The organism is Psychrobacter sp. JB385, assembly GCF_900163785.1.
Taxonomy (GTDB): Bacteria; Pseudomonadota; Gammaproteobacteria; order Pseudomonadales; family Moraxellaceae; genus Psychrobacter.
The window spans coordinates 258,036-276,117 of record NZ_FUKN01000005.1 but is presented as its reverse complement, the minus strand read 5'-3'; the positions used below and the strand labels follow the sequence as shown (position 1 = coordinate 276,117).

Genomic DNA, 18,082 nt, shown 5'->3' with positions numbered 1-18,082 from the left:
CCTTATTTATAAGTTTATGAGGTAACCTTGTTGTTATAAACAATCATTGGATAAAATTATTATAAGCCGTTACCGTCAGTTTGGTTTAGTGATACTCAGTATTAAAGTGGGGATAAGCCTGATAAATTCAAGTTACGCCCATATAAAAGGTTGAACAGTAGCACAAATGCCACATAAAAAAAGACACCTTGCTAAGAGGTGTCTTTTTTACGCGATTATTAGTTAACAATCAAATCTTCATTAGCCAGTAGTCAAATAGCTATCAAACAATAAATCGCTACAAGATACGCATTCGATGCTCTGCTCAAATTATTTATGCAAACTTGGCTTGGCTTTGCCTTTGTTTTTAGGCGATACATCCTTTGGCCCAACCAACGGCATACCAGCACCTTGCCAGCCACCAACACCACCGTCTAAGCGATAAACGTTGTCTTTACCAATCATCTGAATCGCAGCGCCTGCTTGCACACCCATATCACAGATAATAATGACTGGCTGCTCAATCGCACGAATCTCACTGACACGATCTTTTAGCTCAGAAAAAGGTATGTTGCGACTGCCTTGAATATATCCTGTGGCAAACTTCTTTTTATCGCGAATATCAATGATCTGCGCGTTTTGAGAGTTGACCATCATACCAAGCGTGTTGGGTGATATCTTTCTGCCGCTACGTTTGTTTTCAATGGCAAAAAACAGTATCGCAAGTACGGCCAATATACCAAATAAAAACGGGTGGTTGCCCACAAATTCCAGCGCACGATCCAAACCATACCTCCAAAAAAATAAGTGTTCTATTAAGCCGATAAGACAGCCTAATGAATTGAACAAGGCGCTATTATACCGATAAGGTCGTCTATAGTAAACGGGCGATGATCCCGTTGTTTTTTACCCGTAATGTTGCACCTATAATTTTGATAGGCACACCAGCTTTATTCAGTTCCAAAGAAAGTTGATGCGCTAATAGCCACGTGCTACTGAGATAAATTATTCTTGCTTGCTGTTCGCAAGCGTGACAGAGGCTACAAACAATTTATCCCAGTAGCACTGTAATAGTTTTAAAGTGAATCGCCTATAATAAGGTATCAATCAATAAGACAGCGCTTAATAAGGCTTGGTATCCGCCTCTTCTCTGAGGGTCACAAGGTTTTCAACACGGCGCTGCAAGACTGTACCATCAGCCACTGCTTGCCACAGAGCACAGCCTTTACTGTTATGGGTATGGCGACAGTCACGGAATTGGCAGTCGCCTGCCAGTGGTGCAAGCTCAACGAAGCCTGAAATGATGTCATCAGGGGTCAAATGCCAAATACCATATTCACGAATACCAGGTGTATCAACGATGCCGCCTTGGGTTAAGTCGTCTGGATTGAACGGCAGCAAGCGGCTGGTCGTTGTCGTATGTTGTCCAAGTTGAGAGTTTTCAGAGATGACATTGACGCTTTGACCTGAGTCAGGCAATAGCGCATTAATCAAACTACTCTTACCGACGCCCGATTGCCCAGCAAAGATAACCAGCTTTTTGTCTATGTAGCACTTTAATTCATCAAGGCCTATTTGCTCATCATTATCAGCAATATTCTCAGGACAATCAACAGAGGTAAGGACGCTCTCATAACCAAGGGCGGCATATTGCGCCAGTAGCTCATTGGTATCGACGCCATTTTCTTGTGCCAGTAGATCGGCTTTGTTTAATACCAGTAATGGCTTGACGCCAGCATGATGGCAAACGACCAAGTAGCGATCGATGAGCGTAGGAGCGGCAGCTGGCAGGGGCGCAAATACAATGGCGAGAATATCGACATTGGCAGCAACCGGCTTAAGCTTATGATAACGATCGGGACGGGAGACAAGAGAGGTTCGTGGTTTAACCGCCTCAATACGCCCAAAACCCGTATTAGAATCCGCGCTCCAGCGTACGTGGTCGCCTGCCGCAAGCATGGGCAAGTTGGTGCGCACATGGCAGCGCCAGATATCGCCCAATTCAAGAGTCTGCCAGAACGGCTCTGGATCATCAGGCGCAATCTCTGGCTGCACAGGTATCACGGCAGGCAAGCTGGTCACTTGGACTTCTAGCTGTTTGCCGTAATGCGCCATGACCACACCATCCATCAAACTGTCATCGATGCTGTCTTGACTTGCCAGCTGTTGCTTATCGATACGACGAATCTGTTGTTTGGTGAGTTTACGCTGCCGGATTAATGCCATGGGTTTTGACCTATTAAAAAAATATTGCTAAGTGTAGCGTGAAAATTTGCTAACATACAGCCTAAAGCGCCTATGACTGATAGTGGTTTTGTAATGTTTTACTTATTCTAAACCCGTAGGCGCTGAGTAATTTTGTCTCAAACTTCATTGAACATAGGATATTTTATGACCACCGGCGACCATCCCAATAAGATTAAAATCAAAAATCAAGGCAAAAAAGGGTTGGTATGGATTGACCTAGAGATGACCGGACTTGATACCTTAAATGATGAGATTATCGAGATTGCTACCGTTGTGACTGATGAGGATTTGAATGTCCTTGCTGAAGGCCCTGTTTTTGCGATTAAGGTGTCGGATCAAGTCTTAAATAAGATGGATGATTGGAATACCAAGCAGCATGGTCAGTCGGGGTTGGTCGATCGTGTACGCCGCAGTACTGTAACGCTAGCAGAAGCAGAAGCTGAAACGCTTAAGTTTTTAAACAAATGGGTTGATAGTGGTAAATCGCCCATGTGTGGTAACTCAATCTGCCAAGATCGCCGCTTTATGGCGCGTCAAATGCCAGAGCTTGAGAAATTCTTTCACTATCGTAATCTGGACGTGTCTTCCATCAAAGAGCTTTGTTTCCGCTGGCGCCCTGATATCTTAAGAAGTTTTGAGAAAGGTGGCAGCCATTTAGCACTAGACGATATCCGTGACTCTATTCGTGAATTGAAACATTATCGTCAGCATTTCTTCAAATTGATGCCTTAAGACCAAAGATGTGTTAATAACGAAGTGCAACGGATACAGTTTTTCTTGCTTGCGGTGGCTTTGCCGACAGAGGCTACAAAGATTTGCACCAGTCCCACTTCTTAACTGCAATGCAGCGTTCTAAAAGCACATTGCACACAATATAAGAGAAGCTTGAACAATAAAAAAAGGGTCTATCGCATCAGTGATAGACCCTTTTTGTTGACGCAAATTCTATCGAACCGAATTATGTTAGATCAAACATACGCTATTAAACGATCTTAAAATTGAATTCAATCAGATCAAATTGAGCGTCATCGTTTGAATCTTCTGATGCAGTTACCGTACCAATCACGGCACTGACTGTTGGTTGACGTTTGTCTTTATCAAGCAGACGCCAATCACCAAGTACATACCGTTTCTTATCGTTAGCGATTGGATGGATAGCAGGTCTGTGGGTATGCCCATGTAGCAAGGCATCATTATTCGTCATGACGGTAGCAACTGCATCATCATTGACATCCATGATATAAGCCGCTTTATTGGCGTTGTTTCTTTGACTGTTTTTACGCATTTTATCAGCGATTGCCAAGCGTTTTTCTAAGGGTTTATTGAGCAAATACCACTGTATCAGACGGTTGCGCATTATTTTGCGAAAAAATTGATATTTTTTATCATCGGTGCATAAGGCATCGCCATGTTCTAAGCGATAATTTTGCTGTCCGACTGTTGAGTTATAAGGCTCTTCAATCAACTCGCCACCAAATAAATTACAAAACGGCTGACCCAATAAAAAATCACGATTGCCATGCATGACGAGAATCTCGCAACCCTCTATACGCAGTTTTTTTAACTTAATAATCAGCGGTGTCAACCAATGCGTTTGACGCGCTTCATCCGATAATGACAAATACACATCATCACCCAGCCATACCTCAAACCAATCACCCAAAATGAATAAACGTTTGAGGGCAGGCAGAGCAAGACAGTCATCGAGCAGCGCTAAAAAAGCCTGCACTAAGGCAGGCTCCTGAGGCGATAAATGCAAGTCGCTAATCAATACTTGCCGCACTTGATGAGGGCGGGTCGTGATTAAATGATTAAAACGTTGCATTTATCTTTATCCTTATCATATAACAAGCATTACCCAATGAAGTTTATTGAATAATGCTTGTCAGTTTGCAGTTACTAATTTGCGGTAACTGAATAACGATTACTGAGTAATGATGGTCGCTGAGTTAATAACAACTGGCTCTTTTGGCACATCAGCATGCATACCGAAACGACCAGTTGGTACGCCTTTCATTTTTTCAATCACATCCATACCGCTGGTGACTTTACCAAATACAGTGTAACCCCAACCTTGCATGTTTTTGCCAGTGTGGTTTAGGAAATCATTGTCTTTTACATTGATAAAGAACTGGCTAGTCGCTGAATGCGGATCTTGGGTACGAGCCATTGCGATAGTGCCTTTATCATTCTTTAGGCCATTGTCCGCTTCGTTTTCGATAGGCGCGTTGGTTGGTTTTTCATTCATCTCTGCGTCCATTCCGCCGCCTTGAATCATGAAACCATCAATGATGCGATGGAAAATCGTACCGTCATATTGACCAGATTTTACATAGTTTAAAAAGTTTTCTACGGTCTTTGGCGCTTTTTCTTCATTGAGTTCGATAACGATTGCACCCATATTAGTGTCAAGTTCTACTACTGGTGGCATGTCTACCATAAGATATTCCTTTTTTAATTGCAGCGCCTTAAATAACGCTGTCAAGTGGTGGTTAAAAAGTTGGTTAATAAAAAGTCATGGGTAGTCTAACGGCTTTTTTATGCTGTGTCATGTATCAGGCTGTTAATGCGTTTGCAAAAGCTGATAGAATAACGCAACTTTATCCATTTCTAAGCAGTTTGAATGATATGAGTCAAATGGTATGGTTTTATAACCCACTGTTTTTGTGGCTCAAATTTTTATAACGATTTTATTCCCTTTATACCAAAAATTTGGTTCGACTTTTCCATGATGCGTGATGGCGCGTGTCATGAATTGACAATTTGCGTTAGGAGCAATACCCCATGAGTGAGCACTCAAGTAACTCTGCACAAAAAAACGACTTTATTCGTAATATCATTCGTGACGATATCAATGCGCAAAAATACCAGCAAATCGTGACTCGCTTTCCGCCTGAGCCAAATGGCTATTTGCACCTTGGGCATGTAAAATCTATCTGCCTAAACTTCGGTGTGGCAGAGGAGTTTGGCGGGGTGTGTAACCTGCGTTTTGATGACACTAACCCAACCGCAGAAAAACAAGACTTTATCGATAATATTGAAAATGATGTGAAATGGCTTGGTTTTGAATGGGCAGGTGAGGCGTATCATGCATCAAGCTATTTTGATCAGTTGTATGCGTGGGCTGTGCAACTGATTGAACAAGGCGATGCGTATGTAGACTTGCAGTCGCCTGAGCAGATTCGCGATAACCGTGGCTCATTCAATGAGGCAGGCAAGCCATCTCCACAGCGTGATGCGAGCGTCGAAGACAACCTAGCACTTTTTAATGATATGAAAGCGGGCAAGTATGCGGAAGGAAAAGCGGTACTGCGTGCCAAAATAGATATGGCAAGCCCAAACATGAATCTACGTGACCCAGTTATCTACCGTGTCATGCACCAAGAGCATCATCAAACGGGCGATAAATGGTGCATCTATCCGATGTATGATTTTGCGCATCCGCTCTCTGATGCCATCGAAGGTATTACCCATTCATTGTGTACGCTAGAGTTTGAAGACCATCGTCCATTCTATGATTGGGTCATTGAAAAAATCGGCTTTGATGTGCCGCCGCATCAGTACGAGTTTAGCCGCCTAAACGTCGATCATACAATGACCAGTAAGCGTAAGCTAAAACAATTGGTCGATGAAGGCATCGTGAGCGGTTGGGATGATCCACGTATGCCGACCATTGCTGGCATGCGTCGTCGTGGTTATACACCAGAAGGCCTACGTGATTTTTGTGATCGTGTTGGTGTGACCAAATCTGATAGTGTCGTTGACTTTCGCTCGTTAGAGTTCAGTGTGCGTCAGTCGCTAGAAACCACGACAGCACGCGGAATGGCGGTACTAAAACCATTAAAAGTGACGATTACGAACTTTGTAGAAGCAGTCAGCGAGTGGGAGTCGCAAAAAGCTGAAAGCGTCAATGCACGCTTCGATGAGGCTGCGCAGACCTTATGGTTGACTCAGCCAAACCACCCTAACGTCGATATGGGCGAACGTGAAATCCCTTTCACTGAAACTTTATATATTGACCAAGGCGATTACGAGATCGAACCGCCAGCAGGTTATAAGCGTTTGTCACCAGAGAAACCAAAAATTCGTCTGCGTAATACCTATGTGTTAGCGGTCACTGAGCATATCACTGATGAAAATGGCAATGTCGTTGAGCTAAAAGCGACAATCGACTCTGCAACGCTAGGGAACAACCCTGAAGGGCGCAAGGTTAAAGGCGTCATTCATTGGGTATCAGCGAGCCAAGGCGTGCCTGCAACCGTACGTATGTATGAGCAATTATTTAGCGCCGAAGACCCAAGTAGCGTGAGCGATTTGCACCAAGCACTCAATCCGAACTCATTGACTGAGCTACAAGCTGTGGTTGAGCCATCACTGGCCAATGCTGACGCTGGCACGCGTTTTCAGTTTGAGCGTGAAGGATATTTTATCTCTGACGCTGTAGAGCATACTAGTGATAAGCCAGTCTTTAACCAAATCGTGAGCTTACGTGACAGTTATAAACCTGCTTAATGCAGCAGATAGTTTAGAATCTATTTTAAGAAAATACTGAACATTAGTAGTTTGCAAATCAGCCCGTTTCTAGTACGCTAGGAATGGGCTTTTTTGTGGACAATGATAAAGTTATTGACAGTAATCTTTAAGGAAATAAGCATGGCAAAGTTTTTGAACAGCAGTGGGACGACTTACCATTTAGAAGAATTGATTAAAAATGCGTCTGACAGATTGATTATTATCAGTCCCTATCTCAAGCTTAATGAACGTATTAAAGAGCTGCTAGAAGACCGCAATCGTTTGAAAATAGATATCCGTATTGTCTATGGCAAAAATGACTTACATCCTGAAGAAATAAACTGGCTAAAAAACCTAACGTTTATCCGTACCAGTTTTTGCAAAAACTTACATGCGAAATGCTACCTGAATGAAAACGAATGTATTATCACCAGTTTGAATCTTTATGAGTTTAGCCAAGTCAATAACAATGAAATGGGTGTACTGATCTATCGCAATGATGACGCCAAGCTTTATGCCGATACTTACGAAGAAGCCCAGCGTATTATTCGTATCAGTGATGAAGTCAGAATGTCGCTAGAAAAAGTGAGTGAGTCTGAGAATCACCCTGAACCTAGCACCAAAATAATGAGCGCTACTACCAACGCAACCGTCACGTCTACAACAGATGCCACACCTAATTATTCTAAACTGACCACCGCCAAGCTTGCTAAGGAGTTAGGTCTCAAGACCCAAGAGTTGAATGATAAGTTGCTTGCAGCCGGTTACTTAGAAGCGCAAGATGGTGAATTGGTATTGACTGATGCTGGACGTGTGGCTGGCGGTACGAGTAAAAAGGGCAAGTTTGGTGAGTTTTGCTTATGGGATGCGGGGATGGTGGTTTAGTAAGCGGTCGAAGTATTAGCTATCAGCTTAGAGGTAAATGGAATAACCGCATTACAATCCGTCACAAGACATTCATAACCAGTTTGTTAAGATAAAGTCAGTTTTTACGGATGTGCTCTATAGTTTTTATGACGAGCACATCGATGATAATAATAGAGCGCGAGGCCAATGAGTCGATACAAGCGTTCATCAACATAGCTAAGGAATAAAGCATGGCACATTTACGTTTAGGCGATACCGCACCCAATTTTGACGCTACTACCACAGAAGGTGATATCAATTTTCATGAGTGGGCAGGCGATCATTGGGTGGTTTTTTTCTCACATCCAGCAGATTTTACGCCAGTATGTACTACTGAGCTTGGTCGTGCAGCCGCACTGAATGGTGAGTTCCAAAAGCGCAATGTTAAACCGATCTGTATCTCTGTCGATAGTCTAGAAGACCATAAGGCATGGGCGAGTGACATCGGTGAGACTCAAGGTACTGAGATGAATTTCCCAATTATCGCTGATCCTAATAAAGAAGTGGCTGAATTGTACGACATGATGCACCCAAATGCGGACAGTACACATACCGTACGTAGTGTCTTTATCATTGATCCAAACAAAAAAGTTCGTCTAACGCTGACCTATCCTGCTAGCTGTGGCCGTAACTTTGATGAAATCATTCGCGTTATTGATGCACTGCAATTGTCTGATGAGTACAACATCGCAACGCCAGTAGATTGGAAAGATGGCGATGATGTGATCATTCCACCAAGCGTCAAAAACGAAGACATCGCCGCTAAGTATCCAAAAGGCCATAAAGAGATCAAGCCTTATCTACGTACAACACCAGCGCCTAATAAATAATTTAAGTGTCCATGAGTATTTACTAAAAATATGGAGCCCTATAACGTAATGTTATGGGGCTTTTTACTATTCATATAACAAGTGGTAGTAAGGTTTTGCTATGATGACGAGAGCAGTGGATTTTATCTAAACAAAACAGCATCTCTTACTAACTTGACCGTTTATTAGCTCGTCTATGAATGCATTGAGTGGTAAGTTTGATACTTATAATATTAAGGTTCTCATCAAAAATTATCCATGCTCTATATAAACTATAAAATTTAATCGTTCTAAGTTGCTTTTTTATTCTACTTTACAAGGAGTTTTTCATGAAAAAATTATACATCACTCGTACAGCACCCAATCCGCGCAAAGCCCTTATCTTATTGGCATCAAAAGGCATTGATGTTGATGACATGGATGACATCGATGTGGTAGACATTGATTTTGCTAATAATGATCAGATGTCAGAAGCCTTTACTAAAATAAATCCTATGCAGACGGTGCCAGTATTAAAGTTAGACGACAATACGATACTCAATGATTCGCAGGCGGTTTGCGAGTACCTTGACCGCGTCTATGGTGAGCGTTCCGTGATGGGCAACGATGTGGTACAGCGCGCACAGGTATGTTCAATGCGCCGCATTGCTGAATTTGAAGTTTTGTATAACTATATGCTCGCGTTTCAACACAGTCATCCCTCCAAAGCACAGCGCGTTGAGCAAGTGCCAGAGTTTGTTGCGCCCTCCATTGCGCGCTCAAATAAAGCGTTGGCTTATTTTGAAACGGTTTTAGAAGGCCGTGAGTACTTAGTAGGGGAGCAACTAAGTTTTGCTGACATCGTTTTGTACCTTGGGTTAGACTTTGGCAAATTACTCAAAGTAGACCCTAGTGCTCAAGGTGAAAATCTTGCGCGTTTTTATCAAAAAATGAATGACCGTTTTAGTATTGCAGCCATGTCAAAAGCAAAACCCACAGATGAAACTAAATAAGCCAAAATAGTCACTGACTTGGACTTATTTATAAGTCGCATCTTCCCACCATGGTAGTGATTCTTGGTTTACTGAACTTGTCCGTATAGACAATAGTGCCAGTAAAAATAAAGAGAATCATTACCATGAGTTTATAAAATCAAACATTTTGTTACAATGACAAAAATCACCAACGATATAGTGATTAAATTCTTTCGCCTCAAAAAAATGTGTATAACATTTTTTTGAACTATAAAGCGCTTAATGAGCGATAAAGCGTTTACATTGTAAAAAGGGCCATTGTAAGGCATGACTGTTATGACATTATCTTTTAGGACACTGTCTTTTAAATTGGGAATATTACCAAGTATGTTGGTAGCAAGTTTGGCGTTAGGCGCGTGCCAAAACTCTACGTCACCTAACGAAAAAGAGAAGACAGAAAATGCCAAAGCGGTCGACAATGAATTGGATAATGAGGCCGAAGCACTTGATGCAAATGAAACGACTGATAAGCCTATGACAGACCATAAAAGTGCTGAACAAACAATGATCTCCACTCTATCAGATCATCGATGGACGCTTATATCTGTCATGGGTAAAAAGTCCCAACCATTAAACGAGCTGGCAGCGGTTAAAGATGAAGTAAGACTGTCTTTCAATCAGTACCAAGGTCAGGACACCCTAAATTATAGTGTCGGTTGTAATACAATTAGCGCCAATTATCAATTACAAGGATCGGTCTTAAGTGTTGATGACAGTATGAGTACTAAGATGCTATGTCCTGATTTGAATGCGGCAGAGAATAGCTTGATTGATCTGATGGAAGGCGATAGTCAAATAGTAATCACAAAAAATGATGCCTCTCAAGAAGAGCAGACAGTATTGACCCAACTTACAAAAGAAGAAACCACGTTGGTTTGGGAAGGCCAACTCACGGATCAAGCCAAATATAATAGTAAAGGTGAGACGGTGTTTTGGGCCGTGAATGCTAAGAAGATATCTTGTAATGACACTGCTGCTGATATGTGCTTACAAGTCAAACCCATTACCTATGACAATCAAGGGATTAAGAGTCGTGAAGGGAAGTGGGTGCCATTTGCTGGCGTGATTGACGGTTATCATCCGGATGGTAAGCATGACGAAGTCCTACGCATACAGCGTTATACTGTAGACGCGGACGCGAATATCCCAGCAAGCGACAGTGATCTAGAAGCACCAAGCTCGGCATATGCGTATGTATTGGACGCTGTGATTGAAAGTTCAGTTGCTGAGTAGAGAGTACATTAGCTCTTACATTTATAAAATTAAAAAAACGCGCCTAGGAGCGCGTTTTTTATGGCGACAGGATTTTATCGAAGATTACCGAGATCTTCTTCAGTCAAGCGCCAGCGGCCTTTTTTCTTAGAAGCCCCGCGTCCACGCATCGCACTATTGAGTATCAACTTATTCATTGAATGACTAGAATGCGCGTGACAGATCGCGCAGGCAAGACCATCGGCTGCATCCTGCTGTGGCACAACCTCCAAAGAGAGTATGCGGCAAACCATTTCTTGTACCTGCTCTTTGGCAGCCGCGCCATAGCCGCACACAGCTTGCTTAATTTGGCGCGCCGTATACTCTGACACTTCTAAATCTAAAGCGACCATGGCTGCAATAGCAGCACCTCGTGCCTGTCCAAGCTTCAGTGCCGAATCAGGGTTTTCTGCCATAAACACTTGCTCTATGGCTGTATAAATTGGCTCATCTGCATATTTTAAATGATGCTGAGTGATACGCGTCAAGCCATTAAAAATGCGCTTAAGGCGCTCAGGCATCTCTTTGGTGTCTGTACGAATGGTGCCTGCATCAATATAGGTGAGTTTATCGCCAGTTTGTTGAACGATGCCATAACCTGTCATGCGTGAACCTGGATCAATACCGATAATAATTGCCATAGTCTTCCGTCTTACTTACATTTTGTTTTATGGCTTAAAAATAAGCCGTAAGTTTGATAGTATAGCAATCAATCCCCATATACATCATATGTGAGCCATTTTAATTTGTATGGCGCTTAATTTATTGGTTTTTATTTTATAGGACGACACTTTATGGGTCAGATAGTTGGTATTGCCATCGTTTGGTTTATTATCGAGATGCTATTGTGGTATTTACTTGCACAATTTATAAGCGGCTGGTGGGTTTTCATATGGTTCATTATCGCTGCTGTCATCGGTATTTCACTGATTCGTAAAGGCATGGCATCTCTTAATCCAATGGCGCAGCAGATGAAAGCTGGCGGCATGATGAATCCTGCAATGCGTCCACAAGAATCCACCATGATGAAAAGTGTGGCAATGGCAGCGGCAGGTATTTTGTTACTGATTCCAGGTGTGCTGAGTGACATTCTTGCTCTATTGGTTGTCTTACCACCGGTACAAAAGAAACTAAAAGACGTGGCCAATAACTATGTGATGAACAATCAGCAAAAAATGATGGAGATGATGGCCAAGCAGATGGGTGGCCAGATGGGCGGTGGTCAAAATCCATTCGGTAATATGGGAGGTCAAAACCCATTCGGCGGTGCAAATGGTATGAACAAACAAAGTCCATTTGGTCAGCAGCAGAATCCATTTGGTGATGTATTTAAACAAAATACAACCGTCGATGGTACAGCGAAGAACATCCCAAAAGATGTGAAGAAAATCACAAAGTCTGCTAATGATGAATAGTAGCAGTATGACAAATTCTAAATAAAAAATTGGCATAAAAAAACCCCTTTCGCTATAAACGAAAGGGGTTTTTGTTTGGTGGTTATTAATTTTCTACAAATAGGCATTCATAAAAAAATTAAGAACGAACCGAATAGAACAACCGAAGTGCCGCCGTAAAATGGTGACCCATGAACCGTGAAGTTCAGGGCGGATGCGTCATCACCTCGGCAGGCTTCCTGATACACTGCAAGCAGTGCAGGCATACACAATGAGGCGATAGGTACCACATCCTGGTAAAGCATTATCGGCTCAGGGAATAAACATCTACTAGCCAACACTTCAGAATATAATTATCTTAACCAATGGCCTAAGCGATTGCAAGCCTGATTTACAGATTGATACGAGGCGTTAGCAGTGCGTATGGTTGACAGAAAGTTTTACAACACTATTCAAGCAACAAAAGTATAGGAAGTCAGACAGGTTATTTAACGGACATAGGGGTTGATTTTTCAGCTATTTTGAGATGTGTGTTAAGATAGGGACTTTCAAATTCCCAATACAGCACTTTTTAATTCCCAATACAGTAATTCCTAATAAAGTATTGTAAGCGTTCATTCACTTGAGGAGCGGTAGTCCATGACCAACCATCAGCAACAATCAGAACTTATCGACGAAAATCAAACCACACCTATTAATGGGCAAGATGGCGAGAAACAAAAAAAAGTACCTCGCGTTTTAATGATACTAGATGGTTTTGGACATCGTGAAGACGATAAAGATAATGCGATTGCAGCTGCCAATATGCCTAATTTGGATAAAATTTATCAAAAGTATCCGCATGGCTTGATATCGGCGTCAGGAGAGGACGTGGGATTGCCAGATGGTCAGTTTGGTAATTCAGAAGTGGGACATATGAATTTGGGCGCTGGTCGTGTCCTTTATCAAGACTCTACCCGTATATCAAGCGAGCTTACCAATCGGGATTTTTATAAAAACGAAGCGTTGGTGAGTGCAGTAAAAGCAGCCAATGAGCTTGGCGGTAATGTGCACATTATGGGATTGTTATCGGATGGTGGGGTGCATTCACATCAAGATCACATTGAGGCTATGTGTCATTCAGCCTTAGTACATGGTGCCAAAAACGTTTTTGTTCATTGCTTTTTAGATGGACGCGATACGCCACCAAAGTCTGCTGATAAGTATGTTGATCGTTTACGTGCATATATTGATAAACTCAATGCGCATTATGAAGGCGGACGAGTACAAATTGCGACCATTATTGGACGCTATTACGCGATGGATCGTGACAATCGCTGGGATCGAGTACAAAAAGCATATGAGCTGCTGACAGAAGGTAAGGCCGATCGTCTGGCAACTAGAGCGGATGGTGCGGTACAAGCCGCCTATAAAGCCCGTGAAACAGACGAGTTTATCAGTCCTACTATAGTAATAGGGCGCGATGAGGTACCTTATACCATCGATGACAATGACGCGCTTATCTTTATGAACTTCCGCGCTGATCGTGCACGTGAGCTTGCGCAAGCCTTTGTATTACCCGATCATGAATTCTCGGGTTTTGCCCGTCAAAAGCAGCCCAAACTTGCCGCATTTGTGATGTTGACGAAATACTCTGATGTATTGGCTGACAATCCAAAAACGAGTATCGCCTATTATCCAACGTCTTTAAAAAACACACTTGGCGAATATCTGCAAGATCAGGGTAAAACCCAATTGCGTATTGCTGAAACTGAAAAGTACGCTCACGTGACGTTTTTCTTCAGCGGCGGTCGAGAAGAAGAGTACCAAGGTGAGACCCGTATTTTAGTGCCTTCTCCAGATGTCGCGACGTATGATCTACAGCCTGAGATGAGCGCGCCTGAAGTAACCGATAAATTGGTCGCTGCTATTGAGTCGGGTAAATACGATGTGCTGGTTGTGAACTATGCCAATGGTGATATGGTAGGGCATACTGGCGTCTTTGATGCAGCGGTTCAAGCTGTAGAAGCCTTAGATGTTTGTGTTGGTCGCGTGGCAGCAGCAGTACAAGCCGCTGGTGGTGATCTACTCATTACTGCTGATCATGGCAATTGTGAGCAAATGCAAGATTACGAAAGTGGACAAGTACATACTCAGCATACTACTGAACATGTCCCACTGATTTATGTGGGTGAGCAAAAACTACAGGTACGTAATGACGGTAAACTGAGCGATATTGCCCCGACTATTTTGTCATTAATGAATATGGATGCACCAGCTGAAATGACTGGTGAAAGTCTGCTAGTGCCAATATCATAAGTCAGTTCTACTTACTGTGATTAGCGTAAAGAAGGAAAGGGTATGAATTATCCTTTCCTTTTTTTATAAACCTGAATCGATTTTAATAGTGTTGACGATGAAAACCACGAGAAAAGTGAGCACTATCACCATCATTGGCGAACTTAGTATGGTTAATATGGGTGACACTTGTTATTAGAATTGTGAGCACTTGCAATACTGCTCTAGTTTAGAGCTGCCCTTGATGCTATCTTACAAGCAAACATTCATTGTTTTTTACTCATAGCCGTTCTCTACTTTATAACTGTTTTGTACACTTTACTATCTAAATGAGTTTTCTTATGCATCCCATCTATTTTATTCGCGCATCTAGGTCTAAGCAATTGCGTAAACCTGCGAAGAAGGCATCTGTAGTGACTACTGCTTTTAAGCGAGCTTTAACAGTAGGTGTGTTTGGGCTAGGGGCTGCTGTATCCACACAAGCCGCGACCGTGCCTGTGAACCAGCCTAATAATAATCCTACGGCAAATTTACAACTCATCAGCTTAAACGCTGATGAGATAGCAGCCGAAGATAATGGGGATGATTTATCAAGCATTGCTGATATGTTAGATGCTGCAGACGATTATGACGATTCAATAGACAGCGTGCCAGATGAAACGGCGTTAATGGATGATACCAGTGACATTGATACGAATATTCCATCTGAGGTTGCTCAAGTCTCCTTAAATGCTATTTCTCCAGAGACGCTCAAAACTTTTGTGGCGGTCGTGGATTTGGTGCGCCGTGAGTATGTCGATGCGGTTAATGATGAAGAGTTGTTCAACAATGCAATGAGCGGTATGCTCACAAAGCTTGACAGTCATGCTGAGTTTTTGGATGCTGAGGCTTACGAAAATCTTCGGGCGTTTACAGAAGGTGATGTGGGTGACATTGGCATCAAGGTTGATTACCAACCAGAAGTAGGGTATTGGGTCATCACAGAGGTTGTCGATGATTCACCCGCTGATAAAAAAGGGATTGCTGTTGGTGATTATCTGCATCAAGTCGGAGAGTTCAAGCTGGATGAAGATAAAGAGAGCAATGACGTTGAGCAGCTATTGACTGGCATCGCTGGGACACAAGTCGATATTGTCACCTCAAAAGCGGGTCGCCGCAAACATACTACGACATTGCAGCGTAACCATAGCCATCCTCAAATTATTGAAACAGAGCTTGTCGATGGTATTGCGATGATTAAATTACCTGCCTTTCAGAACAACAGTCGCGAGAAGTTATTGGAAGGTTTAATCAACCTAGATGCTCCTGTCACTGGTATTCTGCTCGATATGCGCGACAATCCAGGTGGCGTGTTGACCTCAGCGATAAATGTCGCCAGTTTATTTATGGAAGATACTGACGTGGTACAAGTACAAGCCCGTCAAGAAGGCTCTCGTGTGTTGTCTACTAAGGGCGATGCGATACTCAAACGCTTACCCATGGTGGTGTTGCAGAATCGCTATTCAGCATCCGCAGCAGAAGTGCTGGCTAGCAGCTTGCAGGCACAAAAGCGCGCCACGATTGTGGGAGAAGTCAGCTATGGAAAAGGCTCTGTACAGTCAGTCGTACCGCTTAATGATGAACAAGCTGTCAAGCTGACTGTCGCCAACTATATGACCGCAGCAGGTGGTAAGATTGATGGGATTGGTGTCAAACCAGATGTGACGTTATCAGGTAGTGAGAGTACTTGGGAACAACAAGCGCTGGATTTGCTAAAAGCGCGTGTGCTTGACACAGGCATCCGGTTTATCCGAAAGCCTGTCTCAGAAGTCAACGTAGTGGAATGAGATGTGACTAAAGAGAATTAGTAGCTATAACGCTACTGATTCTCTTTAAATCATTGATATAGAATACTATTCGTCCACTTCGTCTTCAGCAATTTCTAGCTTTTTCATGCGATAACGTAAAGATCGAAAAGTGGTTCCTAGTAACTTGGCTGCCTGAGTTTTATTCCAGCCAGCTTGTTTTAATGCGGTAATAATCAGCTGTTTTTCTTGCTCTTGTAGGTAGTGCTCCAACCCTTCAAGAGGCAATTGACCCTCAGCCAGCTCATTCACGTTTGCCTTTTCGCTCACCTCAGATTGACGTGATGCTTGAGTAACCGTCTCGACATCGTGACGGAGACTCGCATCACTCAATACTTCTGTTTGATGATTGGCTTGACGCTGTACCATTGAAGGATAATGTTGAGTATTGGTACGGTACGGATGTAGGTTGGTCGTCGTTTGCTCAGGGTTTATGCGCTTATCTGTAGAGCGAATAGCGCCTCTGTTATTCTCTATTGGTTGGGTGATAATAGGCGCATTGGCTTGTTGATTAAGGTGCGTCCCACCATCAGAATGATCGTGACGAGTTTGAGAGGCGGGCGACTGATAACCCATACTGTCTTCTAGATCGGGAAGGCCTAAGTGACTGATATCAATCAGAGAAGTTTCTGCCAGAGTCACTGCACGCTCTAGCACATTGCGCAGTTCACGGACGTTTCCAGCAAAATTATGATGTTGCAACCGCGCGTGCGCCTCAGTTGTCAGCGAGGGCGGCGTTTCCAATTGCCATTCATGAGCAATCATTCCTAAAAAATGCTCTGCTAAGACAGGTATGTCATCACGGCGAGCATTCAGTGTCGGCAGCTTTAATTCAATCACGTTGATGCGATAATACAAATCTTGTCTAAACGCACCCTCTTGTACAAGTTGACTCAAGTTTTTGTGAGTGGCAGAGAGTATACGAATATCAACGGGTATCTCTTTTGTGTCCCCAATGGCTCTCACGGTTTTTTCTTGAATAGCACGTAATAACTTGACTTGCATGGCAAGTGGCAAATCTGCGACTTCATCCAAAAACAATGTGCCACCATTGGCTTGTTGGAACAGACCCTGTTTGTCCGCCACAGCACCTGTAAAGCTGCCTTTTTTGTGACCAAAAAATTCTGACTCCATCAATTCTGACGGTATCGCGCCACAATTCACTGGTACAAAACTGCCATCTCTACGCGGACTGATATCATGAATCAATCGGGCAACCACTTCTTTACCCGTACCTGACTCGCCTGATAAAAATACAGGCGCTTGTGAGCGTGCCAGCTTTAATATGGTGTTTTTTAAAGGGGTCATCACGGCAGAATTACCGATCAGTCGAGTGTCCAACAGTTTTTGTTCAGGCGAAGATTCTGGCGTGGCATTTGCCTCATTGTCCTGATGGATAACCTTTAGAGCGCTTTCTACCAGTTGACGTAGGCGTGGTAACTCAAGCGGTTTATTAACAAAATCAAATGCGCCAAGCTTCAATGCTTCTATGGCAAGATCCATACTGCCATGGGCAGTGATAACCGCAATAGGACTGCTAGAGCTGTTGCTAATTTCTTTTACCAGTTCTAACCCCGATCCATCAGGTAGTTTTAAATCAGTCAAACAAAAATCGTAATTGTTTTCTTGCCAATACGATCTTGCCTGCGCCAACGTATAAGCCACATCGCTTTTGATACCCATTTTGGTCAATGTTATTTGCATTAATCGGCACAAATCCACTTCATCATCAACGACTAGTGCGGTAGTTGTCATACATCATCTCATTGTATTCAATAGCTATTAAATGTTAACAATCGACATACCATTTGGATAAAGTATCTGATATGAAGAAAATTTCTTACTTACAA

At 42.9% G+C, this 18,082-nt stretch carries 15 protein-coding genes and 1 other RNA gene; 9 read left to right on the top strand and 7 right to left on the bottom strand.

The features are described 5' to 3' along the window. Positions 1-309: 309 nt before the first annotated feature. Positions 310-765 carry a rhodanese-like domain-containing protein gene (locus tag CZ794_RS03330; RefSeq protein WP_087040201.1) on the bottom strand — a complete coding sequence of 152 codons (456 nt, stop codon included), beginning with the start codon at positions 763-765 and terminating at the stop codon, positions 310-312. Between the two features lie 336 nt (positions 766-1,101). Then, complete coding sequence (gene rsgA, locus CZ794_RS03325; RefSeq protein WP_087040200.1) at positions 1,102-2,205, bottom strand: ribosome small subunit-dependent GTPase A; 1,104 nt, start codon at positions 2,203-2,205, stop codon at positions 1,102-1,104. Between the two features lie 165 nt (positions 2,206-2,370). Between rsgA and orn the strand changes: the two genes are divergently transcribed. Beyond that, positions 2,371-2,958, top strand: coding sequence for an oligoribonuclease (gene orn, locus CZ794_RS03320; RefSeq protein ID WP_062845067.1), 588 nt, complete (start codon positions 2,371-2,373; stop codon positions 2,956-2,958). A gap of 250 nt (positions 2,959-3,208) precedes the next feature. On the opposite strand, the gene CZ794_RS03315 is transcribed toward orn, so the two are convergent. Continuing rightward, positions 3,209-4,051 (bottom strand): UDP-2,3-diacylglucosamine diphosphatase, encoded by an 843-nt coding sequence (locus CZ794_RS03315; protein WP_087040199.1) that lies wholly within the window; start codon positions 4,049-4,051, stop codon positions 3,209-3,211. A 99-nt stretch (positions 4,052-4,150) separates the two neighbouring features. Then, positions 4,151-4,666 (bottom strand): peptidylprolyl isomerase, encoded by a 516-nt coding sequence (locus tag CZ794_RS03310; protein WP_087040198.1) that lies wholly within the window; start codon positions 4,664-4,666, stop codon positions 4,151-4,153. Between the two features lie 344 nt (positions 4,667-5,010). On the opposite strand from CZ794_RS03310, the gene CZ794_RS03305 reads away from it, so the two are divergent. From CZ794_RS03305 to CZ794_RS03285, 5 genes are all read left to right on the top strand, one after another. Further along, positions 5,011-6,738: a glutamine--tRNA ligase/YqeY domain fusion protein gene (locus CZ794_RS03305; RefSeq protein WP_087040197.1), complete on the top strand. Its 1,728-nt coding sequence runs from the start codon at positions 5,011-5,013 to the stop codon at positions 6,736-6,738. Between the two features lie 141 nt (positions 6,739-6,879). Then, complete coding sequence (locus tag CZ794_RS03300; RefSeq protein WP_087040196.1) at positions 6,880-7,623, top strand: phospholipase D family protein; 744 nt, start codon at positions 6,880-6,882, stop codon at positions 7,621-7,623. 212 nt (positions 7,624-7,835) lie between these two features. After that, entirely contained in the window at positions 7,836-8,474 is a 639-nt protein-coding gene (locus CZ794_RS03295; RefSeq protein WP_087040195.1) for a peroxiredoxin, read from the top strand. A gap of 308 nt (positions 8,475-8,782) precedes the next feature. Next, the gene (locus CZ794_RS03290; protein ID WP_087040194.1) at positions 8,783-9,445 is read left to right on the top strand and encodes a glutathione S-transferase family protein; all 663 of its coding nucleotides are present in this window, start codon (positions 8,783-8,785) and stop codon (positions 9,443-9,445) included. Positions 9,446-9,742: 297 nt separating this feature from the next. Beyond that, positions 9,743-10,699: an META domain-containing protein gene (locus CZ794_RS03285; protein WP_087040193.1), complete on the top strand. Its 957-nt coding sequence runs from the start codon at positions 9,743-9,745 to the stop codon at positions 10,697-10,699. Positions 10,700-10,773: 74 nt separating this feature from the next. On the opposite strand, the gene ruvC is transcribed toward CZ794_RS03285, so the two are convergent. Continuing rightward, the gene (ruvC, locus tag CZ794_RS03280; protein WP_087040192.1) at positions 10,774-11,358 is read right to left on the bottom strand and encodes a crossover junction endodeoxyribonuclease RuvC; all 585 of its coding nucleotides are present in this window, start codon (positions 11,356-11,358) and stop codon (positions 10,774-10,776) included. Between the two features lie 153 nt (positions 11,359-11,511). Here ruvC and CZ794_RS03275 point away from each other — a divergent pair, with 153 nt between their 5' ends. After that, positions 11,512-12,132, top strand: a complete 621-nt coding sequence (locus CZ794_RS03275; protein ID WP_087040191.1) for an FxsA family protein — start codon at positions 11,512-11,514, stop codon at positions 12,130-12,132. Positions 12,133-12,267: 135 nt separating this feature from the next. On the opposite strand, the gene ssrS is transcribed toward CZ794_RS03275, so the two are convergent. Next, positions 12,268-12,463: non-coding RNA, 6S RNA (gene ssrS / locus CZ794_RS03270), on the bottom strand. 287 nt (positions 12,464-12,750) lie between these two features. Between ssrS and gpmI the strand changes: the two genes are divergently transcribed. After that, entirely contained in the window at positions 12,751-14,409 is a 1,659-nt protein-coding gene (gpmI, locus tag CZ794_RS03265) for a 2,3-bisphosphoglycerate-independent phosphoglycerate mutase (RefSeq protein WP_087040190.1), read from the top strand. A 392-nt stretch (positions 14,410-14,801) separates the two neighbouring features. Continuing rightward, positions 14,802-16,214 carry a S41 family peptidase gene (locus CZ794_RS03260; RefSeq protein ID WP_256958849.1) on the top strand — a complete coding sequence of 471 codons (1,413 nt, stop codon included), beginning with the start codon at positions 14,802-14,804 and terminating at the stop codon, positions 16,212-16,214. Between the two features lie 66 nt (positions 16,215-16,280). Here CZ794_RS03260 and CZ794_RS03255 read toward each other — a convergent pair whose 3' ends face one another. Further along, positions 16,281-17,987 carry a sigma-54 dependent transcriptional regulator gene (locus CZ794_RS03255; protein WP_087040188.1) on the bottom strand — a complete coding sequence of 569 codons (1,707 nt, stop codon included), beginning with the start codon at positions 17,985-17,987 and terminating at the stop codon, positions 16,281-16,283. Positions 17,988-18,082: the final 95 nt, after the last annotated feature.